29 protein-coding genes are annotated in these 26,102 nt (G+C 37.3%); 9 read left to right on the forward strand and 20 right to left on the reverse strand.

What is annotated here, in order from left to right; genetic code table 11:
• Positions 1–76: 76 nt before the first annotated feature.
• The 4 genes from AC2TFD_RS19425 to AC2TFD_RS19440 all read right to left on the reverse strand — a co-directional run bounded on the left by AC2TFD_RS19425 (position 77) and on the right by AC2TFD_RS19440 (position 3,008).
• Complete coding sequence (locus AC2TFD_RS19425; protein WP_335517258.1) at positions 77–970, reverse strand: hydroxymethylglutaryl-CoA lyase; 894 nt, start codon at positions 968–970, stop codon at positions 77–79.
• A 16-nt stretch (positions 971–986) separates the two neighbouring features.
• Complete coding sequence (locus AC2TFD_RS19430; RefSeq protein WP_484673787.1) at positions 987–1,691, reverse strand: GntR family transcriptional regulator; 705 nt, start codon at positions 1,689–1,691, stop codon at positions 987–989.
• A 273-nt stretch (positions 1,692–1,964) separates the two neighbouring features.
• Positions 1,965–2,606 carry a hypothetical protein gene (locus tag AC2TFD_RS19435; protein WP_484673788.1) on the reverse strand — a complete coding sequence of 214 codons (642 nt, stop codon included), beginning with the start codon at positions 2,604–2,606 and terminating at the stop codon, positions 1,965–1,967.
• Positions 2,607–2,759: 153 nt separating this feature from the next.
• Positions 2,760–3,008: a DUF1450 domain-containing protein gene (locus AC2TFD_RS19440; RefSeq protein WP_335510605.1), complete on the reverse strand. Its 249-nt coding sequence runs from the start codon at positions 3,006–3,008 to the stop codon at positions 2,760–2,762.
• 240 nt (positions 3,009–3,248) lie between these two features.
• On the opposite strand from AC2TFD_RS19440, the gene hppD reads away from it, so the two are divergent.
• The 6 genes from hppD to AC2TFD_RS19470 all read left to right on the forward strand — a co-directional run bounded on the left by hppD (position 3,249) and on the right by AC2TFD_RS19470 (position 9,115).
• On the forward strand, positions 3,249–4,370 hold the full coding sequence (gene hppD / locus AC2TFD_RS19445) for a 4-hydroxyphenylpyruvate dioxygenase (protein WP_335510604.1): 1,122 nt from the start codon (positions 3,249–3,251) through the stop codon (positions 4,368–4,370).
• A 64-nt stretch (positions 4,371–4,434) separates the two neighbouring features.
• Positions 4,435–5,376, forward strand: coding sequence for a hypothetical protein (locus AC2TFD_RS19450; RefSeq protein ID WP_335510602.1), 942 nt, complete (start codon positions 4,435–4,437; stop codon positions 5,374–5,376).
• Positions 5,373–6,671 (forward strand): fumarylacetoacetase, encoded by a 1,299-nt coding sequence (gene fahA / locus AC2TFD_RS19455; protein WP_335510600.1) that lies wholly within the window; start codon positions 5,373–5,375, stop codon positions 6,669–6,671. Before AC2TFD_RS19450 ends, fahA begins: the two co-directional genes overlap by 4 nt.
• 31 nt (positions 6,672–6,702) lie before the next feature.
• Positions 6,703–7,860, forward strand: a complete 1,158-nt coding sequence (locus AC2TFD_RS19460) for a homogentisate 1,2-dioxygenase (protein ID WP_335510598.1) — start codon at positions 6,703–6,705, stop codon at positions 7,858–7,860.
• A 25-nt stretch (positions 7,861–7,885) separates the two neighbouring features.
• Complete coding sequence (locus AC2TFD_RS19465) at positions 7,886–8,851, forward strand: cupin domain-containing protein (protein ID WP_335510596.1); 966 nt, start codon at positions 7,886–7,888, stop codon at positions 8,849–8,851.
• Between the two features lie 48 nt (positions 8,852–8,899).
• Complete coding sequence (locus AC2TFD_RS19470) at positions 8,900–9,115, forward strand: YuzB family protein (protein ID WP_484676348.1); 216 nt, start codon at positions 8,900–8,902, stop codon at positions 9,113–9,115.
• Between the two features lie 145 nt (positions 9,116–9,260).
• Here AC2TFD_RS19470 and AC2TFD_RS19475 read toward each other — a convergent pair whose 3' ends face one another.
• From AC2TFD_RS19475 to AC2TFD_RS19520, 10 genes are all read right to left on the reverse strand, one after another.
• Positions 9,261–10,037, reverse strand: coding sequence for a sulfite exporter TauE/SafE family protein (locus AC2TFD_RS19475; protein ID WP_335510595.1), 777 nt, complete (start codon positions 10,035–10,037; stop codon positions 9,261–9,263).
• A 50-nt stretch (positions 10,038–10,087) separates the two neighbouring features.
• Positions 10,088–10,315, reverse strand: a complete 228-nt coding sequence (locus AC2TFD_RS19480) for a sulfurtransferase TusA family protein (RefSeq protein WP_335510593.1) — start codon at positions 10,313–10,315, stop codon at positions 10,088–10,090.
• 18 nt (positions 10,316–10,333) lie between these two features.
• Positions 10,334–11,461 (reverse strand): MBL fold metallo-hydrolase, encoded by a 1,128-nt coding sequence (locus AC2TFD_RS19485; RefSeq protein ID WP_335510591.1) that lies wholly within the window; start codon positions 11,459–11,461, stop codon positions 10,334–10,336.
• A gap of 40 nt (positions 11,462–11,501) precedes the next feature.
• Positions 11,502–12,077: a sulfurtransferase TusA family protein gene (locus tag AC2TFD_RS19490; protein WP_335510589.1), complete on the reverse strand. Its 576-nt coding sequence runs from the start codon at positions 12,075–12,077 to the stop codon at positions 11,502–11,504.
• A gap of 53 nt (positions 12,078–12,130) precedes the next feature.
• Positions 12,131–12,427 carry a rhodanese-like domain-containing protein gene (locus tag AC2TFD_RS19495; RefSeq protein ID WP_335510587.1) on the reverse strand — a complete coding sequence of 99 codons (297 nt, stop codon included), beginning with the start codon at positions 12,425–12,427 and terminating at the stop codon, positions 12,131–12,133.
• Positions 12,428–12,448: 21 nt separating this feature from the next.
• On the reverse strand, positions 12,449–12,808 hold the full coding sequence (locus AC2TFD_RS19500; protein WP_335510585.1) for a rhodanese-like domain-containing protein: 360 nt from the start codon (positions 12,806–12,808) through the stop codon (positions 12,449–12,451).
• Between the two features lie 42 nt (positions 12,809–12,850).
• Entirely contained in the window at positions 12,851–13,330 is a 480-nt protein-coding gene (locus tag AC2TFD_RS19505; protein WP_335567803.1) for a DsrE/DsrF/DrsH-like family protein, read from the reverse strand.
• A 120-nt stretch (positions 13,331–13,450) separates the two neighbouring features.
• A complete protein-coding gene (locus AC2TFD_RS19510) occupies positions 13,451–13,714 on the reverse strand; it encodes a metal-sensitive transcriptional regulator (protein ID WP_335510582.1) in 264 nt (87 codons plus the stop codon).
• Positions 13,715–13,727: 13 nt separating this feature from the next.
• Positions 13,728–14,099 carry a rhodanese-like domain-containing protein gene (locus AC2TFD_RS19515; protein WP_335567802.1) on the reverse strand — a complete coding sequence of 124 codons (372 nt, stop codon included), beginning with the start codon at positions 14,097–14,099 and terminating at the stop codon, positions 13,728–13,730.
• A 175-nt stretch (positions 14,100–14,274) separates the two neighbouring features.
• Positions 14,275–16,227 (reverse strand): CoA-disulfide reductase, encoded by a 1,953-nt coding sequence (locus AC2TFD_RS19520; protein ID WP_484673789.1) that lies wholly within the window; start codon positions 16,225–16,227, stop codon positions 14,275–14,277.
• A 338-nt stretch (positions 16,228–16,565) separates the two neighbouring features.
• On the opposite strand from AC2TFD_RS19520, the gene AC2TFD_RS19525 reads away from it, so the two are divergent.
• From AC2TFD_RS19525 to AC2TFD_RS19535, 3 genes are all read left to right on the forward strand, one after another.
• Positions 16,566–17,774, forward strand: a complete 1,209-nt coding sequence (locus AC2TFD_RS19525) for an MFS transporter (RefSeq protein WP_335510938.1) — start codon at positions 16,566–16,568, stop codon at positions 17,772–17,774.
• Positions 17,775–17,888: 114 nt separating this feature from the next.
• Positions 17,889–18,656 carry a DUF3891 family protein gene (locus AC2TFD_RS19530; RefSeq protein ID WP_335567799.1) on the forward strand — a complete coding sequence of 256 codons (768 nt, stop codon included), beginning with the start codon at positions 17,889–17,891 and terminating at the stop codon, positions 18,654–18,656.
• A 272-nt stretch (positions 18,657–18,928) separates the two neighbouring features.
• Positions 18,929–19,258 carry a hypothetical protein gene (locus AC2TFD_RS19535; protein ID WP_335510943.1) on the forward strand — a complete coding sequence of 110 codons (330 nt, stop codon included), beginning with the start codon at positions 18,929–18,931 and terminating at the stop codon, positions 19,256–19,258.
• Positions 19,259–19,528: 270 nt separating this feature from the next.
• Here the strand turns inward: AC2TFD_RS19535 and AC2TFD_RS19540 are convergent, their stop codons facing one another.
• The 6 genes from AC2TFD_RS19540 to AC2TFD_RS19565 form a co-directional block, all read right to left on the reverse strand.
• Entirely contained in the window at positions 19,529–21,064 is a 1,536-nt protein-coding gene (locus AC2TFD_RS19540) for a solute symporter family protein (RefSeq protein WP_335510945.1), read from the reverse strand.
• A gap of 12 nt (positions 21,065–21,076) precedes the next feature.
• Positions 21,077–21,406 carry a DUF485 domain-containing protein gene (locus tag AC2TFD_RS19545; protein ID WP_420489024.1) on the reverse strand — a complete coding sequence of 110 codons (330 nt, stop codon included), beginning with the start codon at positions 21,404–21,406 and terminating at the stop codon, positions 21,077–21,079.
• Positions 21,407–21,555: 149 nt separating this feature from the next.
• The gene (locus AC2TFD_RS19550) at positions 21,556–22,305 is read right to left on the reverse strand and encodes a LytR/AlgR family response regulator transcription factor (protein WP_335510947.1); all 750 of its coding nucleotides are present in this window, start codon (positions 22,303–22,305) and stop codon (positions 21,556–21,558) included.
• A 4-nt stretch (positions 22,306–22,309) separates the two neighbouring features.
• Positions 22,310–24,070, reverse strand: coding sequence for a LytS/YhcK type 5TM receptor domain-containing protein (locus AC2TFD_RS19555; protein ID WP_484673790.1), 1,761 nt, complete (start codon positions 24,068–24,070; stop codon positions 22,310–22,312).
• On the reverse strand, positions 24,058–25,611 hold the full coding sequence (locus tag AC2TFD_RS19560) for a solute symporter family protein (protein ID WP_335510950.1): 1,554 nt from the start codon (positions 25,609–25,611) through the stop codon (positions 24,058–24,060). Before AC2TFD_RS19560 ends, AC2TFD_RS19555 begins: the two co-directional genes overlap by 13 nt.
• Complete coding sequence (locus AC2TFD_RS19565) at positions 25,608–25,883, reverse strand: DUF485 domain-containing protein (protein ID WP_484673791.1); 276 nt, start codon at positions 25,881–25,883, stop codon at positions 25,608–25,610. Before AC2TFD_RS19565 ends, AC2TFD_RS19560 begins: the two co-directional genes overlap by 4 nt.
• Positions 25,884–26,102 lie beyond the last annotated feature (219 nt).

Below are 26,102 nucleotides of genomic sequence, written 5' to 3' on the forward strand. Positions count from 1 at the left end.
GAATCCCGCCTTTTTAATTGTTGTAAAATATTTAACAGAATATTCAGTTAATATATGCGAAATAAATCGCTCTTTTCTACAAACTTTGTACGGTCTTTGTTAAGGCTTTGGTTTCTCTTAATAAGTGAGAGAAGGAGTGATCTAACTGCTTTAACTGTTCGAGCTTCAGGCCTGTTTTAATATTCTGAAGTTCTAAAAACTCAACAACCCGGCTTGCCTGAACATTTCCTGGTGCCCCAGGCGCATATGGACAGCCTCCCAGTCCAGCTTGAGCTACATCCAATAAATGCACACCCGCTTGAATACCAGCCATGATATTCGCTAAGCCGTATCCGTATGTATCATGCAAATGAAGTCCAATTGGGATATCTGGGAATTTTTCAGCTAAACGGCTGCAGTATTCATATACTTCTCTCGGTGTTGCCTTTCCGATTGTATCTCCAAGACCTAATTCATCTACTCCCATGCTGACAAGATTGTCTGCAATTCTTTCTACTTCTGAGTATGGAACAGATCCAGCAAACGGACAGATAAATGCGGTTGAAATGGCCCCAATCACCCTTCTACCTTCCATTTTCGTCTTTTCAACTAAACTTTTTATTTCTGCTAACGAATCATCACTGCTCTTATTCAAATTTGCCTGGTTATGCTTAGTGCTTGCTGAAAGGAAAAAAACCGCAGTATTTATATTCGATTTTAAAAATCGGTCCAAGCCGCGTTGATTCGGAACAAGCGCTTCATATTCAACTCCAGCAACCTTGGGTAAATTTTGTCCTAAAAGATCTGCGTCTTGCATGGCAGGAACCCATTTGGGATGGACAAAGGATGTCACTTCTATACGATCAAATCCTGCAGAAATTAAATCTTTAATTTTATTTATCTTTTGTTCGGTTTCTACAAACACCGGTTCATTTTGCAGACCGTCTCTTAAAGTAACATCACGAATTTTAATCTTTTCAGGAAAAATCACGGCAAATTCACTCCATTCATAAATGATTAACTGAATAACTAAAGTTTTTCAATTTTTTACTGTTAAATTCTGAATACATATCACTATAAAATTGGTAGTCAAGTTGAATATGTGTCCTCATTAACTCTTCAGCTGCTTTTCCATCTCTGATTTGAATAGCCTGCCATACTGCCTGATGTTCTTTTGCACCATCCTCTACCCTCATAGGAATATTCAATACCTCATTCCGGTAGAAAGACATTAACGAATTTAACTGTTTCATCATTTTCATTAAGTAAGGGTTTTCACTTGATTCAACAATAAAGAAGTGAAATTGAGTACTAAGATTTTTTAATTTTTCAAGATCCCGCTTTTCAATAACCAAGTTCATTTCTTCTACTAAATTTTTCAAATGATTACGTTGCTCATCATTCATACGTATAGCGGCATAATAAGCAGCAGTTGGTTCTAGACCTAACCGGCATTCATAAAGATATTTGAAATCAGAAAACGTTGGTCGATAAACTCTTACTCCTCCCCTTGGACTGACTGAAACTAATCCATCACTATTTAACCGGCGAATTGCCTCGCGAATCGGACTTCTGCTGACCCCTGTTTCCTGAGAAACTTTTTCTTCCACGATTCGTTGTCCAGGAGGTATGATTCCGTTTACAATCTTTTCATGTAAATATTCATAAACTTGATTTTGTAGAGTTTTAGACTGATTGTTTTTTGATTTCACCTTTATCCCACCTGTAGTCTAAATTTTCAGATAATGTATACAGAATAATCACTCAGAAAAAGCATACATCACTCACATTTATTTTTTGCCTATCATTCCTCCTAATTTTACTGTGATAATAGTGTTAAAGCAACAAAAAATTAAAATCATTTCTGATTTTTCTAAATTTTATAATCACTTTTGATATACTGCAATCCTGCACTTCAAAGCATTGTTACTTCGACGAGGCTTTACACTACTGTATTAAAGCAAAAAAGCTAGCCTTTAGAAGTATTAATAATTAGGGTTAAATGGAACAATAGTAAATTTTCCGTGCTGATTTATGTCAATTTCCTGTAAACCTTTTTTGGATAAAAAGATAGAATAGGCATTTTTGCTAACTTTTCCACTGTTAATCTGACGAATGGCTGCGGAAAATTTTCGAATGTAGTATTTTAAACAATTCTTGTTAACATCCACTTCATTTATTAAAAACTCCCTTAAATGCTCCATTTCGCTAGTAGGAAAAGTCTTATAAAAAAATTCTAGCAAATTACCGTTCTGGAAGTCGTTATCTGAAGAAAAATAAGTAACACATGGTAAACCATCTGCTGAAAAACCAGCCAAAATATAAACAGTTGCGTAATCTTGATCTGGATTCAATTTTTTGAATAATTGTAAAGAAGCAGCAAATAATCCTTGTGCGTGTGTTTTAATTTCTTCAAAAGAATTTGATTTATTTGAAAACTTTTTAAGTTCCTCTAGGGGCAGATCAATGATATTTTTGACACCTGCATAAGCAAATATCACATTATGATTTAACGCAATAATTTTCTTTTCATCATCATTAAATCTTGTTGTTTCTCTATAGGTAATTCTTTTATCCGCCATAATTAAAACACTATCTTTAAATTTTTTCCCAATCAATGCAGTCATCAGAAAAAACTCCTTCAAAAACAAAGAATGCCCTACAATTTTTCTTCGCAGGGCTTTACTTTTATTTTACCATAAATATTTTTATTTTCTCCTTCTGAAGGATTAAGTGAATTTTGCATATATTCATAAGGTTGTTGATAAGTTAAATACTATTTATTGATATACCACTCCCAGCTTCAATTCAGTAACACATTGATCAATTTTTTCATAAAGTTTATCTGGATGGTCTGTAACAACATTTTTTCCGTTTACAATCGCGAAGGGTTCCATTAGACATTGACCACAGTACAACAAGCATCTTTCTTCAATAACCTCTAAATCCTCTCGTACTCTTAATTTTTCTTTAGTAGTTTCCAATTCATCTTCAAAATTACAAGGACAAAACTTTACTTTAATGTTCACTTGATAGCACTCCCTTTATTTTATTGCCCATATTTTATGGGAATATTTAAAAAACTCGCAAGAGCATGCCTAAACGCAAGTTAGCTTTAACGCATTAAAATGTTATTGCTCAAAAGAAAAAACGCGTTAAATCCTAGGTTTGCACCCGTTTTTTTTATGTATTATGATGTTTGACATTAACAGGCAGTGATTTTTGAAAATTCTGTTTGTTAGTCTAAAACAATTGTGGGAGTGGTAAAAATGGTCGAAAAAATGTTAGCAGCAACTAAGGTAAAAAAGGAAGAAGTATTCCCAGTAAAAAATATTCATTACGTAGAAATTTATACAGGAAACGCAAAACAATCTGCTTATTATTACGCAAAGGCATTCGGTTTCAAGCTTGTAGCTTATCGAGGATTGGAAACTGGCTGCCGTGATCGTGTTTCATATGTATTGGAGCAAGGGGCCATTCGTTTAATTTTAACTGGTAGTCTATCAGATCAAACTGACATTGCAACATTCATAAAAACTCACGGTGAAGGTGTTAAAGATATCGCCCTTCTTGTGAAGGACTTAGAAAAAACATATGCGGGTGCAATTGAACGTGGTGGCATTGCAATTCGGGAACCTTGGGTAGAAGAAGATGAAAATGGCAAAGTAAAAAAAGCGATTCTTGGTACATATGGGGACACCATTCATACATTGGTTGAACCGATCGATTATAAAGGTGTCTTTATGCCAGGTTTTGAAGCGCGTGAGGACATTTATGGTACAAAACCAACAGGCCTAATTGGTGTCGACCACCTTGTCGGCAATGTAGAGGTAATGGAAGAATGGGTAAATTATTATGAAAAAGTATTCGGGTTTAACGTTCTTAAGCATTTTGATGATGAAGATATTTCCACTGAATATTCTGCGCTCATGTCTAAAGTAATGATGAATGGAACTGGCCGGATTAAATTCCCAATTAACGAGCCTGCGGAAGGAAAACGAAAATCACAGATTCAAGAATACCTAGATTACTATAATGGACCAGGAGTTCAGCATCTTGCTCTATTAACCAATGATATCATTGGCACGGTTGCCGCACTTAGAGAAAACGGAGTTGAATTATTGTTTACACCTGACACCTATTATCAAGACCTCGCCAGCCGTGTAGGTGAAATTGATGAGGATGTAAAAAAACTGCAGGAACTTAATATTCTCGTTGATCGAGATGATGAAGGATATCTGCTCCAAATCTTTACAAAACCACTTGTTGACCGGCCAACACTATTTATCGAAATTATTCAACGAAAAGGTGCACTTGGTTTTGGTGATGGAAACTTTAAAGCGCTTTTTGAGTCAATTGAACGCGAGCAGGAACTTCGAGGAAATATTTAATGGATTCGGTGTCATGCCAGTTTCATAGCTGGCATGACCTACTTTCATAGGAGGTGCTGGTTAATTGTTAACAACAGTAAAGAAAAATTGGAAAGAGGACGCAGTCAGTCATTTCATGACGGACCTGATTGATTATGCAGGCTTGTTCCCACCTGCAGCACTTCCTCTTAAAGAAGCAATTTTAAACTATCATTCTTATTTTCAGGAAGAGGATAGCTGGATGCTTGGGCCGTTTGTGATTCCGGCATCACGATTGGGGGAACTAGAACCTTTTAGGGATTTATTTCATGAACAGCTGCCACTAAGACTATCCATTATTCTATCAAAATCTCATGAGTTAAAAACAGATTTGGTAGCAATTCAGCATTTTTCAGAAACCTATCAAACAGCAGGAATGATAGAGGGTATTGAAGTTCCTCCAACCTATCAACTGAATTCTGGAATTTTCGAAAAGCTTGATCAATTGATTTCGGGATATCGAATTTATTCTGAAATAGCAGGTACAAAGGAACAACTGCAATCCTCATTTGAAAAAATTAAGATGATGAATCTAGGATCCTCACGACCTATTGGGATTAAACTTCGAATGGGTGGAATTACAGCAAATTTGTTTCCATCTGCGAGAACTGCAGCGTACGTTATCCATGAATGTAAAAAACTAGGACTTTCACTAAAGTTTACAGCCGGTCTTCACCACCCGATTCGCCAATACCGTCAAGAAGTAGAGGCCTACATGCATGGATTCGTTAACGTTTTTACGGCTTCGATTATGACCTATTCCCTCTCCATTAGAGAAGAAACGATTGAAGCGATATTACTTGATGAAAACCCGGACCATTTTACCTTTACAACAAATGAACTTTGTTGGCGGAATCTAACTGTCACTTCTAAAGAGATCAATACGGCACGTAATTTATTTGCTCTATCATACGGAAGCTGCAGTTTTGATGAGCCACGAGAAGAACTTGGAGAGCTTGCATTATTTCAGAAGGAGTTAGTCAGATGAAAAAATCTTTTATTGAAACAAAACCAGAATCACATTTCCCGATTCAAAATTTACCGTATGGTATATTCCAGGTAAATAGTGCAAATCCTCGTGTTGGTACTGCCATTGGAGACTATGTTCTTGATTTAACCGTAATTGAAGAAGCCGGCTTATTAGACGGTACAGGTGTGGAAGGAAAAAATATTTTCACTTCTCCTTCCCTAAATTCATTTATGGCACTTGGCCGTTCAGTCTGGTCAGCCGTAAGAAAGAAACTTCAACATCTTTTGGATGAAAACACTCCTGATTTACGTGATCATGAAATACTTCGTGCCCATGCCTTTTACCTATTAAAAGATGTAACCATGCTGCTTCCGGCAGAAATTGGTGATTATACTGATTTCTATGCTTCAAAGGAACATGCAACCAATGTAGGAACGATGTTTAGGGGTAAGGATAACGCACTCATGCCAAATTGGACACACTTGCCAATTGGCTATCATGGACGAGCAAGTTCAATTGTCCCAAGCGGTACCCCGGTTCGGCGCCCTTTAGGTCAAAGAAAACCGAGGGATTCAGAATATCCAGTATTCGGCCCATGTACACAGCTTGATTTTGAACTTGAAATTGGATGGTTTATCGGCCCTGGAAATACACTTGGTGAACCTATCCCCGTTCATGAGGCGGAGGATCATGTTTTTGGCCTCGTACTTGTGAATGATTGGAGCGCACGGGACATTCAAGCATGGGAGTATCAGCCGCTGGGTCCTTTCCTAGCGAAAAACTTTGCCACTTCCATCTCGCCTTGGGTTGTACCATTAGAGGCGCTTGAACCTTTTCGTACGGCCGGCCCTAAGCAGGATCCAGTGCCACTTCCTTACCTGCAGCAAGGAAAAGCTGGGTCTTTTAATATTAATCTAGAAGTTTATTTAACACCTGAAAACACTGGGACAGAGACCAGGATTACAAAAACCAACTTCAGCTATATGTACTGGTCCATTGCTCAACAGGTTGCACATCATACGATAACAGGTTGCAACATCCGTCCAGGAGACATGCATGCATCCGGAACAATAAGCGGTCCTACTCGAGAAGAACGCGGCAGCTTGCTCGAACTTTCCTGGCGTGGTTCTGAACCAGTCCAGTTAAATGGCGGTGGTGAGCGCAGCTGGATAGAAGACGGTGATACCTTGACGATTAGCGGCTGGTGCCAAGGAGATGGATATCGAATTGGGTTTGGTGAAGTAACAGGTCAAATCCTGCCCGCACATTCAGAGACCAATGTATTAATCAATCAAGCTGCATTAAAAATCTAAATAAAATATTAAAACTAAAGGAGTTTAGACTATGACATATTATGTTAAAATGGGTCGCATCCCTCATAAACGGCATACTCAATTTCGTCAAGAAGACGGAAGTCTCTATTATGAGCAATTAATGGGCACGAAAGGCTTCTCCAGCATCCAATCTCTTATCTATCATATTAATCAGCCGACCCAAGTGAAAAAAGCTGAAAAAATTTGTGATGTTCGTTATGAATTCGAAGAAAAGGGACCTTTGAGACATCGGCATTTTCGTTCTTGGAATACAGAAGCTGGCGGGGACTTTCTATCCGCACGCAAAATTTTCATGGCAAACAATGATCTAGCAGTTGGCGTGGCACGCCCGAATCGCCAAATGGAATATTTTTATCGTAACGGCGAAGGGGATGAAATGTTATTTGTTCATGAAGGAACTGGAAAAATTGAAAGTATTTTTGGGGAGTTAAGTTTCGGGCCAGGAGATTACCTGGTGATTCCTATAGGTACTACTTACCGTGTTGTTTTGGAATCAGAGGAAGCGCGCTTTTTAATTGTCGAATCAAATTCATCCATCGTTACTCCTAAACGTTATAGGAATGAATTTGGCCAACTTCTTGAGCATTCTCCTTTTTGCGAGCGCGATATCCGGACACCAGAAAAATTAGAGCCAAAAAATGAAAAAGGTGAATTTGAAATTCGAGTCCGGGCACAAGGTATGATTACTTCCTATACGTTCGATTTTCATCCGCTTGATGCAGTGGGATGGGATGGATATTTATATCCTTATGCATTTAGTATTCATGATTTTGAGCCAATAACTGGCCGTGTTCATCAGCCGCCACCAGTCCATCAGACTTTTGAAGGCTATAATTTTGTTATTTGTTCATTTGTGCCGCGTTTATATGACTACCATCCAGAGGCCATTCCTGCCCCTTATGTACACAGCAATGTCGACAGTGACGAAGTACTCTATTATGTGGATGGTGATTTTATGAGCCGGCGCGGGGTTGAGCAAGGCTCCATCACCCTTCATCCGAGCGGACTTCCACATGGACCCCACCCTGGTAAAATTGAAGAAAGTATCGGAAAAAAAGAGACACGTGAACTTGCAGTCATGGTTGACACTTTCCGTCCACTTTATATTGTTAAGGATGCTCACCATCTAGAAGTTGAGAATTATATGAGTAGCTGGCTGCCAAAATAATATTTATATAACAGGAGGTTTACATATGTCAAATGTACAACCAGGGGAATTTTATATTGGAACTGTAAGCGAAAACTGGACCGAGGATGCCCTTTTTTACGAGTACACTGCTGCAGCTGATCCAATTGGCAGTGGAATTACAAGTCCTATCTCTCCTAAAGAATTTTCGCCTGAATTATATAACTCAGGACAAACTCGGATAATTTCATTGGATTTATCAAATGAACTACGGACCAACTATCCGGCAACGAGCCCATCCCTCCTTGCCCACTTTATCCGAATTAATGCAGGAGATTCGATTGATACCCAACCAAACGCAACCAGTGAATTATACTATATTATTTCCGGGGCAGGCTCCACCGAAGTAAATGGTCAAACAATCAGTTGGAAAAAAGGTGACTTTTTAACCCTTCCAGCAGGATCCGTCAGCCTTCATACAGCGGCAGAGGATTCAACCATTTACTACATTTTGGACACACCGCTCCTTACCTACTTAGGAGCAAAAGCGACTGAAGCCCGATTTAAGCCGACACTTTATACAGCGGAACAGACGGAAGCAAAATTAGATGAAGTAGCAAATGCACCCGATGCACATTTAAAAAACCGCATCTCCATTTTGTTAAACAATCAAAATTTTGCTCAAACTTTAACGATTACTCAAGTTTTATGGGCTATGTATGGAATTGTCCCGGTTGGCGCAAGTCAAGCACCGCATAGTCATAAATCAGTTGCTCTCGACTTTGTTGCATATGCTGCACCTGGGACCTATACATTAGTTGGGGATAAGGTAGACCCTTTTACAAAACAAATCATTGATCCGATTCGGATTGAGTGGGTAACAGGAAAAGCATTCGTTACCCCTCCAGGGCTGTGGCACTCTCATCACAATGAATCAGGGGAACCTGCCTTCATTATTCCAATTCAAGATGCGGGTCTGCAAACCTACCTTCGTACTTTAGATATCCAATTTACCCATTACGATCAGGAATAGCATATTTATTCTAATAGGTAAAACAGAGTGAGAGTGGCTAAGTTTTGCGTGCGAAATATAAAAGTGACCGATGCTGAGAAAGTCATTTACCTTCTTCTCCAGCATCATCAAAATGACGTAGATGTTCATATTGTAGACTGCTTTAGCAGGTGTTTAGAATGTAGAGTAAGACCGTTCTGCCGGATTCAATTAACAACCATCGAGGCTGATGATGCTGGGACCTTGATTAATAAAATACTTCAAGCTGTTAAATCTAATTTTTAGGTAGGGATTTAGTACAAAGACTATGTAAGATTACACGCTTCCTATCATTTATGGTAAAATAAAGGTCCTTGGCAGGGGCATAAAAAAAAGCCTGTCTCACGAAGTTAATAGTGTAGACAGGCAGACTCATTTTATGTTTTTAAGGTTATAGTATATTCATCCAAATTTTTATAGCTGTAGCTAAAATTAATAAAGCTAGTACAACTTGTAAAATCTTGGTGTTTATCTTTTTCCCAGCCATTGCACCTAATGGTGAGGCGATTAGACTGGCAATAATCATAATGACAGAGGGTATGAATTCTACTTGCCCCGTGGTAATTTTCCCTACAGTGGCCCCGATTGAAGATAGAAACGTTATCGCCAATGAAGACGCAATCGTCATACGTGTTGGTATTTTTAATACAACTAGCATAATCGGAACTAACAAAAATGCTCCTGCCGCTCCAACTATTCCCGAACCAATCCCAACAATGAATGCTAGTGATGCTGCAAGCAATTTATTAAACTTCACTTGATCAAGTGGAATATCATCGATTCCCTTTTTCGGAATAAACATCATGACAGCCGCAATTACTGCCAAAATACCATAAACTACGTTAATACCACCTTCTGTCATTATCCTTGAACCATATCCCCCGATAAAACTACCAAATAAGATACTTGCTCCCATATAACCAATAAGCGTTTTATTTAAATAGCCACCTTTACGATATGCCCAAACACCACCAATCGTCGCAAAGAATACCTGAACGGCACTTATACCGGATACTTCGTGGGCACTAAATGCTGCTAAACCAAATAATGGTGGAATATATAAAAGCATGGGATACTTAATAATGGACCCGCCGATTCCTAACATCCCGGATATATATGAACCAATAAAACCTATTAAGAAAATGATAATAATAAAAGCCATATCCATTTTACTGCCTCCCCTATTAAGAAAAGGGAACCAATCTGGTTCCCTTATTCTTAACCTTTTTTAATCCAAAACTTAAAAACATCATTTTCCTCTTCGTGTTTCACTAATTCATGCCCGCCTGATTTTGCCCATGCAGTAAGGTCGTTTTTTGCTCCTTTATCTGTTGCATGGATTTCTAAAACTTGGCCACTTTCCAATTCATTGATCGCCTTTTTGGTTTTCACAATTGGCATTGGACATGCCAGCCCTTTTGCGTCTAAAATTTTATTTACTTCCATTGATATAACCTCCTATTTTTAACGGACCGCACAACGGTTTGGTCCAATTTCCATTTCACGTTGTTTTTCTAAATCAGGTTTGATTTTTCCCATATTCGTTTCCCGTATCTCTTGATAAGCATTTGGTTGTGGCGGTAGGTTTTCTGTTACCATTTTTCTGAACTCATTTTCATCATTAATATTTAAGCCATGATTTTTGGCAAATAAGTTTCCTAATTTTTCTGATACACTACCATCTTCATTCAGTTCATCAATAATCATAAAGTGAGCAGGAAGAACGGTTAAATCCTCTGATAATTCTCTGTAGCGTATATATAAACTATCTCTTAGATCTCCTACCCAATCCTGTGCCAAGCCTGCTAGATCAGGTCTGCCGATGGAGTCAATGAACAAGATATCACCTGAAAGTAAGAATTTCTCATCAACAATAAATGAAGTAGATCCAATCGTATGACCTGGTGAATACAAGGCATGAATATTGATTTTTACATTTCCAATTTCAACATTATTTCCGTCTTCTAATGGCTGATATGCAAACGTTACTTCTGTTGCGTCCTTTGGAGGCAGCCAATACGTTGCACCCGTTTTTCCTGCAATATTTCTTCCACCAGAAATGTGATCTGCATGTAGATGTGTGTCAAAAACCTGTGTGATTTTTGCCCCAATACCTTCTGCAAATTCAAGATAAATATCGGTCATACGGGTGGCATCAATAATCGCAGCTTCACCGTCCGATACAACCATGTAAGACAAACATCCTTTACCAATACGGACAAACTGATAAATTTCGCCGCCACCTTTTAGATCTCCAACCTTAACAGGTTCTAAGTGTTCGCTCCATGCTTTCATTCCACCTTTTAAGTAAGAAACTGTAAGTCCAGCTTCTGAGAGCATTTCCGCCACCATAATGGATGAACCTTCTTTTGCACAAACCACTAAAACCTCTTTATCTGAAGGAATCTTATCCATAATCCCTTCGATACCATCTAGTAATTCAAAATATGGAATATTGAAATGTTCGAAGTTTTCACCTTCAATCTTCCAGTCCAGATAGTCACCTTCATTGCGAACATCGAGAATAAATAACTCTTCTTTATTAAAGACTTTTTTCGCTACTTCTTTTGAAGTCATAACATTTATCGCCATCACCATTTACCCCCCACGGTATATTTTCATTTAAAAAAATTTATTTTACCATATTAGTAGTTTTCCCAGACCATTGACTCATTCCTGGAACTACGTTAATCACTTTGGTAAATCCCTTTTCTGTTAACTTTTGTGCAGCAAGGTCGCTGCGGCTGCCTGTTCGACAGACAACATAAATCTCAGCTTCTTTGCTTAACTCTTCATAACGTTTTTCTAATTCACCTAACGGGATAGAAATAGCATTTGGGATATGATAAAACGCATATTCGGCATTTTCTCTAACGTCAAGAACAACCATTTTATCATTTGTTTCGAGTCTTCTTTCTAGTTCATCATTATCGATAACATTTGGATGTTTCCTTTCGATGGTTTCATCATTAGAGGATTTTCTTAGGTAGTGCATTAATACCTCGCCTTCCTCTAATGTACCTAAATATTGATGACCTGTGCTTTGTGCCCATGCCTTTAAATCAGCTTTTGACCCTTTATCTGTTGCTTGGACTTCCAAAACTTGTCCAGCTTCTAAACCATTCATTGCCTTCTTTGTTTTAACAATTGGCATTGGACATGCTAATCCTTTTGCGTCTAAAATGACATTTGCTTTTATGTTTTCCATCTAAAAACCTCCATTTTATATACCTAACAGGGTATTATTTTCGATAAAAAATTTTATTCAACTTTTCCTTCCCAAGACATCATGCCGCCTGTCATGTTAATGATATTATATCCGTGATACTCTAGAAATTGTGATGCACGAGCACTTCTTCCACCAGATCGGCAAACGATAATATATTCTTTTGCTTTATCTAATTCATGCATACGGAATTCTAATAATCCTAAACGGATATTCATAGCACCAGGAATCTTTCCAGACGCAACTTCATCTACTTCGCGCACATCAATAATGTTTAAGGTTAATCCTTCATTTAATTTATTTTCCACTTCTTTAGCTGTTATTTCTCTCATGATTAAGTCCTCCTTTTTATTTTAAAACCAAGCACTCATACCGCCTTTAACATTCGTAACGTTTGTAAAACCAAGTTTTTTTAACTGCTTACTAGCTTTTTGGCTTCTCATTCCGCTTTGGCAAATGACTACTACTTCTTTATCTTTTGAAAGCTCAGTTGCTTTTTGAGCAAGTTGATGGAGGGGAATATTTTTAAACCCTTTTATATGATTTCCCTTAAATTCACCAGCTGTTCGAACATCAATATATTGTTTATTTTTATCATTTAATTCATTTTTTAATTCTGTTGTTGAAATCGTTCTTATGCCTTTTATTGGAATGAAACGTTTCACAATCAAAAAGAGTATAAGTCCAATAAAGAGATAATTTATAAATTCCATTCCTAAAACCTCCTAATTTGTAGGCCGAAATCCCTATTTAAATTAAATAAACAGATTTACATTACCATCTTCCGCTTCAGCTAAATAGGCTGCCACCCCTGCATATTCAATATTGTCTAACAGTTCTTCTTTTTGAAGACCCAGTAAATCCATCGTCATGGTACATGCAATTAATTTTACATCCTGTTCTTGTGCCATCTCAATGAGTTCAGGAAGTGGAAGCGCATTGTGTTTTTTCATTACTTTCTTGATTAACTTTGGACCAAATCCAGCAAAGTTCATTTTTGATAATCCCATGTTATCCGCGCCTCTAGGCATCATTCTGGCAAACATTTTTTCCAAAAACCCTTTTTCCACCGAAATGCTTTCATTTTTTCGCAAAGCATTTAATCCCCAAAAAGTGTGAAAAATTGTTACTTCATGATCATAAGCTGCTGCACCATTTGCAATAATATAAGCTGCCATAGCTTTATCGTAATCACCGCTTAATAGGACGATTGTAGTTTTTTTCTTTTCTGTCATGTTTATGACCTCCTGAAATTTTACCCCGCAGGGTATTAATTCGATTAAAAAAATAATTTAATTACCATTACCCCTATGGGTATTATCGTAACAAAAATAAAAGAGGGTGTCTACCCTTTTTTATCTGCTTCTTACTAATAAGTTTACAGCATCTTTAATTAACTCTTCGGCGCTTCTTTCATTTGTTTCCTCGGCCTTTCGGACACATTCAACTAAATTGGAACTCACAATGACTCCAATTGTTCGATCAATAGCGGTACGAGCAGCAGACAACTGAGTAATGACGTCTTTACAATCCTTATCTTCATCCATTAATCGTAATATACCTCTTAACTGACCTTCAATCCGTTTCACTCGATTTTTGACTTGATCATTATATTCCATTATTTTTTACCTCCTAACAATTAGCGTGTATTTCCAAATGTCTTTTTTTATATTCATTATTCCTAACAAGGGTGTATCCAACAACTCGATAACCCTTTTTTTTCAAAGTACGTATACCAACATTTTTTTCAAGTAAGGTGGATACAACTAAATGTAAATCTTTATGTGGTATCTCATTGATATTTCTTTTAAAATAGGCTAAAGGAATATTTATTGCTCCTTCTATCGGATTCTTGTAAGAATCAATAAAATCTCTGACATCAAGAATTTCCATTCTAGATAATTCAAGTTCTGTTAACGGAGTACATTTTATACCCAAAACAGGAAAATATCTTTTATATATAGAAATTGTTACTACAAGCAACACTAGAATTAAATATATCATGTAAGCCTCCTGGAATGAAACAAATATCAATGACAAAATCAATATTATACCCCTATAGGTATAATGTCAACCATAAATATTCATTTCGCATTATTAAAGACACCTTCTACTAGCGAAAAAGAAAAAATAGAAAGCGCAACTCGAAAATACAAGTCCTGCTTTTTTTAGATATCTATTATTTCTTTTTAATCCAAAATTTTATAAGCTTTTTTTCTTGTTCCATTTTTAAAAGAGTATGACCAGCATTTTTAGACCATGCTGGCAGATCATTTAAGGCACCCAGGTCAGTCACAAGAAGCTCGATTACTTGTCCGCTTTCCAATGAATCGATACCTTTTTTCAATTTAATTATTGGCATTGGGCATGTTAATCCACTAACATCCACCACAGAATCGGCTTTTAATTCATTTGATATTTGTTCAACTGCCTCCGTTTCCCCAAGGTCATTTGTCTGCTTCTCAACATTTTTATTTATATTGTTGCCATATACAGAGGAGTACGTTTTCCAACCGCCGTCGACATTCTTAACCTGATAGCCATGATTTTTTAGAATGCGGCTCGCTAAGTAGCCTCTTAATCCTACCTGACAGCTTACATAGACAGTTTTATCCTTTGGAATTTCATCTAATGCAGTTCTAAGGTCGTTAAGGGAGATATTAATAGAACCTTCTATAAAGCCAAATTCTCTTTCCATTGGTTCCCGAACATCGATAAGTAGTCCACCTTCTTCAGAAACAATTTGATTCACTTCATGCCATTGGATATGTTCTAATTCACCTTCCATAATATTTGTTGCTGCGTAACCTGCCATATTTACAGGATCTTTTGCAGAAGAATATGGAGGTGCATAGGCTAATTCTAAATTCGTTAAATCTTCTACCGTTAATCCACCTTTAATCGCTGTTGCAATCACATCAATACGCTTATCAACACCATCCGCACCAACTGCCTGTGCACCATATATTTTTCCATTATTCTTATTAAAAATTAATTTTAGGGAAATGGGTGCTGCGCCAGGGTAGTATCCAGCATGAGAACTTGGGTGAATGTGTACCACTTCATAGTTTATTCCTAAACGCTTTAGTATTTTCTCATTGTTTCCGGTAGCAGCAACAGTTAAGTCAAATACCTTTGCAATCGAAGTACCTAATGTCCCCTGATACTTCTCGTTCTTCCCCATCATGTTATTGGCAGCGATCCGCCCTTGTCGATTGGCTGGTCCAGCAAGTGGAATTATCGCCTTTGTTCCACTAATGTAATCTACCACTTCTATAGCATCCCCAACGGCATAAATATCGTCATTAGATGTCTGGAGGAATTCGTTTACGATTATTCCTCCGCGCTCTCCTAAGTCCAATCCTGCTGTTTTGGCTAATTCGTTTTCAGGTCTTACCCCAATTGAAAGAATTGTCATATCTGTTAGAATTTCTGTTCCATCTGATAGAAGCACTTGTTTTCCTTGATTAGCGAAAGAATGAATACCATTTTCTAAGATTAGTTTCACACCCTTTTCAAGTAAGTGGGTGTGTAAAATACTAGCCATTTCAAAATCAATCGGTGCCATAATTTGATTTGCCATTTCAATAAGTGTAACTTCAATTCCTCTGTCGACAAGGTTCTCGGCCATCTCAATTCCAATAAATCCTCCCCCAATAACAACAGCCTTTTTGGGATGATTGTGATCTACATAGTTTTTAATTTTATCTGTATCTGGGATATTTCTTAGCGTAAATAATGTTTTATTTTCATTTAACCCTGGGATAGGTGGTACAATTGGCCTCGCACCCGGAGATAATAATAACTTGTCATACGTTTCTTCATACACTTCTCCAGTTTGTAGATTCTTTATGGTAACACTTTTGTTTTCTGGATCTATGTTCGTTACTTCACTTAAGTTTCGAATATCTAGATTAAAACGTTCCGACATTCCTTTAACTGTTTGTACTAATAATTTACTTCTGTCCTTAATAGTCTCACCAATGTAATAGGGTAATCCACAGTTTGCAAATGATATATGTTCCCCACGTTCCACAAGAACAATCTCTACATCTTCACTAATTCTTCTTAATCTAGCCGCTGCAGTAGCTCCACCGGCAACCCCGCCTACAATGATTACTTTCTGTGCCATATTAGTCCCTCCTAATTGATTCATGTCTATATCATCTAATTGTATTTAGGAAACAACCATAATACCCCATAGGGTTTATACCTATATGGGTATTATACGATTTGAAAAAAATTTGTAAAGTCCTTTTAAAGACTTTCACATATTCGTCATAATTTAATAAAGGATGTAGTACTAGCGGTTAATCGAATTTTTAGGTAGGTATAGAACAAAATACTCCGATCATTATGCCTACTCGTTAATGAATCTTTATTTTTTTAAAGAGTGCTATATCCATAATTTAAAAAATATATTTGATACCGTACTTTTTACCTAGAAAATCAATGACTGGGGAGAAGCTATTGGCGAAATTTAAAGCATTGGAAGGAAAACACTTCATATTAGCATTATTATTTGCTGGATGGTCACTCGGAAATTTAGATCGATTTGTCATGAATTACGCAGTCATTTCAATTGCGAAGGACTTACATCTTAATGCTGCTGCAACAGGATTTCTGCTTAGCAGTTTTTTTGCTGGGTATGCCTTAATGCAAATTCCTGGCGGCTGGTTGGCCGATCGTTTTGGTTCAAGAAAGGTTCTATTAACAGCCATCATTATGTGGTCCATCTTTACCGTACTAACGGGAGTTGCTTGGTCGTTAACTTCCATATTAATTATTCGCTTCTTTTTTGGTATTGGCGAAGGAGGTTACATGCCAGCAGGCTCAAAGCTGATTGCCCAAACTTTTCCGTATTCGGAAAGAGGCAGAGCTATGTCCATTGTGCTTTCATCTGGAGCATTTTTAGGGATTCTTTCACCCATAATAGCAACGACTTTGATGGCAACCATTGGCTGGAGGGCAATGTTCTATATTATCGGTATCATTGGCGTAGTTTTAGCAGCGATTTTTTGGTATTACATAAAGGATCCTCAGCCAGAGGAAGAGAATCTTCGAGAAGAAACAACAACGAACCAGTCAACTTCCCTAGTTCAATTATTAAAATACCCTTATATTTGGTGCTTGTTTATCGCTTCTTTTAGTGTAAATGCGATTAACTGGGGACTTTTATCGTGGCTGCCAACCTATCTTGTTAGCGTTCGTGGATTAGAATTACTTCAATTAGGCTGGATTGCGGCCATACCAGGATTAGCGGCCATCATCGGAACATTTGGATCAGGTTATCTTTTAGATAAACTGCCAAAAGGAAAGGAATATCTTTATGGAATTATTAGTGCATGTTGTGTTGGCATTTTGCTCTATCTGATGTTTATTGCAAACAGTGTCACCGAATTTATGATTTATCAGACTATTATTATGATTTTTGGTGCATTTATTATTATCTTCCTTCCAACAAACGTGCTAAAGACAGTGCCTTCACAAATTGTTGGTACAGCAATGGGGTTTGTCAGTTTCGGCGGGCAGCTTGCAGGCTTTGTAACCCCTATTGCGATTGGATTCCTTGTTGAAGCCGCAAAAGGCTCATTTGATGCAGCATTTTGGCTCCTGATTGGATTTGCCATCATTTGTGCACTTTCGTTTATTTTATTGTTAATAAAAGGTCCCAAGTGAAACGAAATCACTTGGGATACTTCTCGTGCAGCAATGCCGCCTCTAAGATTAGGTAATAATTAAAGAAATTTAGGGAAAATAAAAATAACACATTGCCGTAGAAAGGATGAGAACATGATTATTCGCGAACTTGAAGATAGCTTTATTATGATCACCCAACATGACCATGCTAAAATATCTGGGGAAATTGCCCATCAGTGGAAGGATGAATATTTTAAGGGAGAGGAAAGAAAAGAAGAAGTGGTTCTAGGGATTTACGAACATGATCGTGGTTGGATTGAACCAGATTTAGCCCCTTTATGGAATATGGAACAGCAAAAACCGTACACTTTTATGGATTATCCTTTGGAAGCAAAGGTTTCTTTTTATAAAAATGGAATCGACGAAGTCGCAAAAATGAGCAAATATGCAGGTCTTCTTTGCAGCGCACATTATGCGTCCTTTCTCCAATATGAAGAAGATCCAATAGGCATTAAATTTATGGAGGACGAAAGCACAAGGAGGCTGCGCTTATTAAAACAGTGCGGGATACTAGGGAATATGGCAAAGGAAAAGCTGTTTCTCCACCATCTAAGCATTTTAAAATGGTGTGATAACCTATCACTTTATATTTGCTTACACGAACCAGGTGTAACAAAAGAAAATGAATATTCATTTTTCAGGAATGGAATCTCTCCTGCATTCTCATTCGCTAATAATGAACCAATACAGTTAAATTGGAATGATATAAATACCGTCTCGCTCTCGATGTCTCCTTTGGAGAAGGAAGCACAAGTGCAGTTAGTATTTAAGGAGGTAAAAAAAGAGGATATAAAGGCTAACGGGCTAATATCAGCCTATACAAATACACACAATGCCTATAAAAATTTGAGGATCATATAAAATTTTTTCATCTCTATAAAAATTGAAAATTTCTCTAAAAATTCAGGGTAAAATAATATGAATCTTTTCCTCATTTAATGCTAGCAATCTTCCAATTTCGATAAAAGAATTTCTCCTATTAACTCGGTATAAATAGATTTTACAGAGTTTTCGAGAGAAAATGACGAAGAAAAAGGATATCTTCGTCAAAGGATTTTAGGAATATTTACTGAATTATTACCAACAGGGAAAAAAATCCCCTATTTCTTTTCGGAAAGGTAGTGATTTGAAAGATGAAATTTCTTAAGCTACATCGAAAGGTTCCTGCTCAAACCGAAAAATCCAATGGTGAAGTAATGAAGGATTCCGTCCGAAAGATCCCTCCCAAGGTAAAGGTCATGACGATGTATAAAATGACCGAAGAAGTGGTGAAAGAGTGCAAAAAGCTGGCAATACAATGTCATTTTAACTTAAAAGAAGGTAAAAGAATTTCAAGTCAAATTCGAATACAGCTTGAGGAAACGAAGAGAAAAGTTAGGGTATTTTCTCCTGCCGCATTACAATTTATAGGTCCAGGTGATCAGAAAGTAACTCTAAATAAGAAAGGAGGTATATGTATTTAACCTCAACAAACAAATTGAATAATATCTATAGAAACTTTAAATGAATTAATGGTTTTATAGATACTTCTGCAGCCGCCCTCTGCAGAAAATAGAGTGCTTCCGATAACGTGTCGGAAACACTCTTTTCGCTTTGATAACCATCGTTAAGGAGGAAAGTGCTTTTGGTATCGGCTTATCATAACCAAAAAAAATGACCCATCCTTATCAGGACAGGTCATTTTTATAGACACACAACATCCCATTTTTAAAACGCGGTTTCCTAATCTACTCTCATTCCGCCTTTTTAAAGCCTGTATGTGCCCGCACAGTGACTTCAGCATAGCGTTTCATATCATTTTCTTTCGAGAAAATTGTTCCGAGATAACCACCAAGAAAGCCTAATGGTACACTAACAAGTGCAGGATTATCTAATGGGAAGATTGGGTTTCCTACAAATAGAGCGGCCCCTTCAACTGGTGAGAATACGCTAGGACTGATCGATACTAGAATTAATGCTGAAATCAACCCAGAAAGAACTGCCCAAATTGCACCCGATGTATTAAAGCGCTTCCAATATACTGTGTATAAAATAACTGGCAAATTCGCACTTGCTGCGATACAAAATGCTAAAGAAACTAGAAAGGCTACGTTTAAGTATTGAGCACCTAATGATAATAGGATGGATAAAATAGATACACCTAATGCTGCGTAGCGAGCTGCTAACATTTGCTGTTTCTCTGTTATCTCGCCTTTTTTAATAATTTGTCCGTAAATATCATGTGCAAATGCAGATGCTCCAGATAACACGAGGCCAGCAACTACTGCTAAAATTGTCGCAAATGCAACAGCTGAAATAAATGCAAATAAAATATTGCCGCCAATTGCCTGGGCTAGTAGTGGTGCAGCCATGTTTCCACCAGGGTTTGCTGCGAGAATTTCACTTTCCCCGACATATATTGCTGCCCCCATGCCAAGGAATAATGTTAAAATATAAAAAACTCCGATCGTCCAAGTTGCAGTAATAACGGAGCTTCTGGCAGTTTTTGCATCTTTTACCGTGAAAAAACGCATTAGAATGTGCGGAAGACCGGCTGTTCCAAGTACTAAGGCAAGCATTAAGGAAAGCGTTCCTAGAGGATTATTATATTTGACTCCCGGATTTAAATAATCTGCACCATGACTGGTCGCCGTTTTCACTTCCGTAAACATTGCCCCAATATTAAAGTTAAATTTCAATAATACCAGGAAGGAGATGACAACCATTCCTGCCATCAGAAGGACAGCCTTTGTAATTTGTACCCAACTTGTAGCAATCATTCCACCAAATAGAACGTAAATCGTCATCATTACCCCAACAATTAACACTGCAATCCAATACGGGATATCGAATAAAAGCTGTATAAGTGCACCAGCACCAACAAGTTGTGCAATCATGTAGAAAAGGACAATGGTAATCGTACTAAGCGCAGCGGCCCCTCTTACTTTTTTCGCATCAAAGCGAGAATTAATCATATCCGCTAATGTGTATTTACCAAGGTTACGCAATGGCTCTGCAACTAAAAACAATACAACTAAATAAGCAATCAAAAATCCGATACTATAAAAAAATCCGTCAAACCCTTTTAAAGCAATCATACCTGCAATACCTAGGAAGGATGCCGCCGATAAATAATCACCAGCTATTGCTAATCCATTTTGCCATCCAGTCAATCCTCCACCCGCTGTATAAAAATCACCGGTGGATTTTGTTTGTTTTGCTGCTATATAAGTGATGACTAACGTAAGAATAACGATTGCTAGAAAAAGAACTACTACTATCGGATCCATCTACATACCCCCTTATTTTAACTGCTCATGAATGATTTGCTCGGCTTCTTTATCAAAGGAAGCTGCTTTTCTTACATACATTCCACTTAACACCCAAACCATCAGAAACTGTGAAAATGCGAAAATCCAAGTCCAAGAAATATTTCCAATCGCTGGGTTGTTTAAAAATGTTGTGTAAGAGGTGAAAATTGGCAATAAAAAGTAAAAAATCATGAAAAATACTGTTAACGGTACAATAAATTTCTTCTTTCTGCTCAAAAATTGTTTGAATTGCGGACTGCTTTGAACCCTTTCATAATCTACACTTTTTTTCTTGCCCGTCATTAATTCCTTTTGAGCCAAAATTGACCATCCCCTTCTGCTTCAATTTATAGATAATTATATATTTTTTGAATATTTTGTAACTAGAAAATGGATGAACGGTCGAAAACATAGGTTCAATGGTTATATATAGCTCGTGAATGGTTGTAGATCCTAGTCTATGGATCTTATCATTTATAAATATCAAGAATAGATTTACTCGCAGAACGACTTACAGGGATTTGTGTTCGACTTTTATCTTTTAATGTCAAATTACTTGTTCCATTAAACCATGGGGTAATTTCTAAAACGTGATTTAGATTTACCAAATAACTACGATGTGCACGGAAAAACATATGACCAGCCAACTGATCCTCTAATTCTTGTAAGGTCATCCGACTCATAATGACTTTATCCTCGGTATGAATCTCTAATAATCGTTTATTTGGTACAGCGTAGAAAATGGAATCAGGAGAGACTACAATCATCCGTTCTCCATCATCAATTAACATCTTTGATACAATCGTTTGTGCCTTTTTTTCCGTTGCTTCACTACTAATCTTTCGATTTGCCATACTTTTGCGAATTCGGTTCATCGTCCTTCGAAATCTTGTCTCGTCATATGGTTTTAATAAGTAGTCAACTGCTTCTACTTCAAAAGCATCCATTGCATACTCATCATATGCAGTGGTGAACACAAATAGGGGAACTGTGTCTGTCTCCTGTTTCATAATATATCGTGCTGCCTCGATACCAGTAAAACCTGGCATCTCTACATCAAGAAAAATAACATCCGGGCGATGTTCAGAATATAACTCAATTAATTGTTCGCCTGTTTCCGCATGCGGAGTAAGGATAACTCCCTTTTCATCTTTCAATAAATAAAGCAATTCCTTTCTTGCCATCATCTCATCTTCAGCAATCATCGCACGAATATTCATCCTATCACCTCATTTCTTCCAATTGATTTGGTATTGGAATCGAAAACTTCACTTCACTGCCTCCATCGGACAAATTTCGAATATGCATTCTCGCTGACTCTCCTAATAAATGAACTAATCGTTGGTTCACATTATAAATACCTATCCCACCATTAATTTGATCTACTAATGGCTGTAGACTGACAATCGGTAAAATATGTTTAGGAAAACCGCTGCCATTATCCCGAACGAAAACGGCAAGTCTCCCATTCTCTTTTTCTATTATAATTTCAATCTTTGCACCATCTATTACATTCTTTAAACCATGCTGAACCGAATTTTCAATCAAAGGCTGAATGGTCGATGGCGGAATATAAATATTGGAAAGATCATTTGGCTTTACAAAATTAATATGTAATCTTCCTTTAAATCGTTCTTGAATAATAGAAGTATAAGCCTCCGCATGTTCACACTCTTTTTCAAGTTCAACCAAAGATCTCGATACTAAGCGTAGATTAAACCTCATATAACTGGCTAACTGTAATGTTAAGAGACGTGCCTTCGCTGGATTTTCCCGAAACAAACCTGCAATTAATTGAAGGGTGTTAAACAAAAAGTGTGGATTGATTTGTGCCTGTAAATTCCTTAACTCTGCATCTCGAATATGTGCTTTTAGTTTCTCAGCCCCAAGCATGTTCAATTGATCTGAAATAAATTGTCCAAGCCCTTGTGCCATCATCATTTCAACTGGAGAAATATGCTCTGCTTTTCGAAAATGGAAAGTAATAAGATACGTTACTTGATCATCTTCAATAATTGGAATGAAAATAGCTGCCTCTAGGCTACATTTTTTATGAGTGCACAACGAATCTGATTTCTCGTGTGTAACCTGGATCTTTTTCGATGTAATCGCCTTTTGTGCTGGAAGTGCTGTAATCGGATCACCAAAATGATGATGATCTTCTCCTAATCCTATATGGGCTAAGACCTCCTTTTGATCTGTAATGGAAACGGCAGCAAGCCTCAGACGATTATATAATAAATTTGCTAAGCCATTCGCAACATCAAAAGGAGAATCTTTTTTTAAAAATGGAAGTGCTTCCTTCGCGATGGTTAATGCTTGTTTCGATGCAAGAGCTGCCTCATTCTCTTGTTCACGTAAAACAATTCCTATCATCGCTGTAAAAATGGCAATCGCTGCACTATTTGATAACACAAGTGGTAAGCCAATCGTATTGACAAGTGCAATCATATCAATTCTATCTGTGTATATAATAAGTAATAATTGCATATGTAAAACTGGAGGAAAAACCCCAATAAATAATGCCTTCAGCGGAGAAATAACGCGTTCATTGGAAAAAAATCTTGCCGTTAATCCTGCAAGTAAGCCTGTTATAGGATTGACAAGGCCATTCGCTAATCCCCCAACACCGCCAAGAAAAAGGAGATGGATTCCAGTAATAACCCCAGCGCCAAAACCAAGTATCGGCCCGCCTAATAAACCCGCAATCACAATCGCAACAAGACTCATGCTAACAATTAAATGTTGATCCTCTACTGGAAAAATAACTAGATTATGACTGATGAATCCATCCTCATGTATGACAATCCCTGTAACCGTACTAGCCATTCCAAATAAACCAAACACTCCTGCATGAACGAGCGACATCTTCATACTATAATTACGGTACATTAATGATTTGAAACCAGGTGTCCGTGTCATCACAAATGCAATAATAAGAAGTAGTCCCAAACGTTCAAACAATATAATCGTTAAGTTTTCCATTTCTTTTCTCCCCTAGAGGCAATGCCAGACTGCGATTGAATATAAAATTTATTAAAATCTACAATGGATTGGGATTGCCTTCTTGATAGAATAGTTCCCAAATATGCACCTAGAAAACCAATAGGAATGGTAATTATACCTGGATTATATAGAGAAAAAATTGCCTCTCCTCTAATCCAACCATCACTTGGATTCATAATGTAAGGACCTAAAATGACAAATAATAAAGAAGCAGCAAGTCCACTAAACATCCCTATTATGGCGCCAACTTGAGTAAAGCGTTTCCAATAAATCGTTAATAAAAGAACTGGGAAAATACTTGACGCGGCAACAATAAAAGTCATCGAAACGAGAAATGTTACATTAATGTTCTCTAAACGTAATGCAAATAAGGTGGAAATCAATCCGATTCCTAATGCCGACCAACGAGCTACCCTCAATTGCTCCTTCTCCGTTGATTTCCCTTTTTTCAAAATATGATGAAAAAAATCATGGGAAAAAGCTGTTGTGGCGGAAATAACAAGCCCTGCAACGACTGCAACAATGGTTGTAAAGGCAATCGCAGAAACAAATGCCAATAAGAAGTCACCTCCAACCGCCTTTGCAAGTAATGGTGCAGCTAAATTTCCAGTAGGGTCCAGTAACATTAGCGATTCATATCCCAAGAATGCGACAGTCCCAAGCCCTAAGACGAGTGTCATCACATAAAAAATTCCAATGATCCATGTTGAACTGATTAGAGACCTGCGAACCTCAAAAGCATTACTAACCGTAAATAGTCGTATCAATATATGAGGCAATCCTGCAGTTCCAAGCACTAAAGCAAGTTGTAGCGAAAGAAATTCCAGTGGATGATCAAATAAATTTCCAGGAAGGAAAAATTTCTCTTCTAATGGCGTACCAGTTTTTACTTCTCCAATCAGCTCCGCAACATCCCAATTAAAATGAGAAAGAACGATAAGTGTGAGGAGAAATGTTCCTGACATAAGAAGAACGGTCTTCACAATCTGTACCCAAGAAGTCGCAATCATCCCACCCACAACGACAAAAATCGTCATTAATCCCCCTATGACAATGACGGAAATAGAATAATTGATATCAAGCAGCAAACGAAGTAAAAATCCTGAAGCAACTAGTTGAGGGATTATATATAGGATGGAAATGATAAATGTACAAAATGCCATAAGTAATCGCATACTCTCACTTGGAAATCGTGAACAAATGACATCTCCAAGTGAATATTTACCTAAGCGGTGAATAGGTTCAGCAACTAAAAATAATACAACAAGATAAGATACTAAAAAGCCAATGGAATATAAAAAACCATCATAGCCACGAATTGCAACCATCCCAACGATACCGAGAAAGGAGGCTGCACTAATGAAATCGCCAGCAATGGCCATTCCATTTTGAAAACCTGATAATGACCCAGCAGCAATATAAAACCGATTAGTTGTTTTACTTCGTTTGGCTGCCCAATAGGTAATAATCAATGTACAAACAATAATATAAATAAGGAATAAAAAATAAGTAGGATTCACAGCGATTCCTCCTTAGCGCTGGCTTCTATCTGTCGTTCAATTTTTTTTGCTGTTGTATGATTTAGCCAACAGAAGAACCATGTCATCGGAATTTGTAAAAATGCATAAAACCATGCCCAAGAAATATTATAAATAAAGCTTGGCCGAGTCATCACATCAGGAATGAAAATAAGAGATAAAGGAAGCAAAAAATAAAACAGTAATGCAGCAGCCAAAGCAGGCGCCATCAACTGCTTTTTCTTACGTATTAAATGTAAAATTCGCTCCTCCATTTCATCTTCCTCCTGTTTTTTAAAATCTGAAAAATCAATAAAGTATTTCAATTCAAATAATACATGAAGGGTTTAAACAAGTAAAGTTGATACAGAAACTCTTTGCGGTTAAAGCCGACAGGATTCTATATAATTTAAAAAGATCATGCCGATACTATGGTAGTAAGTTTTCTTAGTGGATCGATTTCAACTATGATTATTAAATACCCGAGTAGCAGC

Source organism: Neobacillus sp. plas4, assembly GCF_057221695.1.

Coding starts and splice junctions, on each gene's coding strand:
- AC2TFD_RS19460 (WP_335510598.1), top strand. CDS start 6,703: ATGACATATTATGTTAAAATGGGTCGCATCCCTCATAAACGGCATACT.
- AC2TFD_RS19500 (WP_335510585.1), bottom strand. CDS start 12,808: ATGGAATTTATAAATTATCTCTTTATTGGACTTATACTCTTTTTGATT.
- AC2TFD_RS19565 (WP_484673791.1), bottom strand. CDS start 25,883: ATGGAGGAGCGAATTTTACATTTAATACGTAAGAAAAAGCAGTTGATG.
- AC2TFD_RS19515 (WP_335567802.1), bottom strand. CDS start 14,099: ATGATATATTTAATTCTAGTGTTGCTTGTAGTAACAATTTCTATATAT.
- AC2TFD_RS19475 (WP_335510595.1), bottom strand. CDS start 10,037: ATGGATATGGCTTTTATTATTATCATTTTCTTAATAGGTTTTATTGGT.
- AC2TFD_RS19520 (WP_484673789.1), bottom strand. CDS start 16,227: ATGGCACAGAAAGTAATCATTGTAGGCGGGGTTGCCGGTGGAGCTACT.
- AC2TFD_RS19535 (WP_335510943.1), top strand. CDS start 18,929: ATGAAATTTCTTAAGCTACATCGAAAGGTTCCTGCTCAAACCGAAAAA.
- AC2TFD_RS19505 (WP_335567803.1), bottom strand. CDS start 13,330: ATGACAGAAAAGAAAAAAACTACAATCGTCCTATTAAGCGGTGATTAC.
- AC2TFD_RS19510 (WP_335510582.1), bottom strand. CDS start 13,714: ATGGAATATAATGATCAAGTCAAAAATCGAGTGAAACGGATTGAAGGT.
- AC2TFD_RS19465 (WP_335510596.1), top strand. CDS start 7,886: ATGTCAAATGTACAACCAGGGGAATTTTATATTGGAACTGTAAGCGAA.
- fahA (WP_335510600.1), top strand. CDS start 5,373: ATGAAAAAATCTTTTATTGAAACAAAACCAGAATCACATTTCCCGATT.
- AC2TFD_RS19435 (WP_484673788.1), bottom strand. CDS start 2,606: ATGACTGCATTGATTGGGAAAAAATTTAAAGATAGTGTTTTAATTATG.
- AC2TFD_RS19540 (WP_335510945.1), bottom strand. CDS start 21,064: ATGGATCCGATAGTAGTAGTTCTTTTTCTAGCAATCGTTATTCTTACG.
- AC2TFD_RS19550 (WP_335510947.1), bottom strand. CDS start 22,305: ATGAATATTCGTGCGATGATTGCTGAAGATGAGATGATGGCAAGAAAG.
- AC2TFD_RS19495 (WP_335510587.1), bottom strand. CDS start 12,427: ATGAGAGAAATAACAGCTAAAGAAGTGGAAAATAAATTAAATGAAGGA.
- AC2TFD_RS19530 (WP_335567799.1), top strand. CDS start 17,889: ATGATTATTCGCGAACTTGAAGATAGCTTTATTATGATCACCCAACAT.
- AC2TFD_RS19485 (WP_335510591.1), bottom strand. CDS start 11,461: ATGGCGATAAATGTTATGACTTCAAAAGAAGTAGCGAAAAAAGTCTTT.
- AC2TFD_RS19555 (WP_484673790.1), bottom strand. CDS start 24,070: ATGGAAAACTTAACGATTATATTGTTTGAACGTTTGGGACTACTTCTT.
- AC2TFD_RS19490 (WP_335510589.1), bottom strand. CDS start 12,077: ATGGAAAACATAAAAGCAAATGTCATTTTAGACGCAAAAGGATTAGCA.
- hppD (WP_335510604.1), top strand. CDS start 3,249: ATGGTCGAAAAAATGTTAGCAGCAACTAAGGTAAAAAAGGAAGAAGTA.
- AC2TFD_RS19480 (WP_335510593.1), bottom strand. CDS start 10,315: ATGGAAGTAAATAAAATTTTAGACGCAAAAGGGCTGGCATGTCCAATG.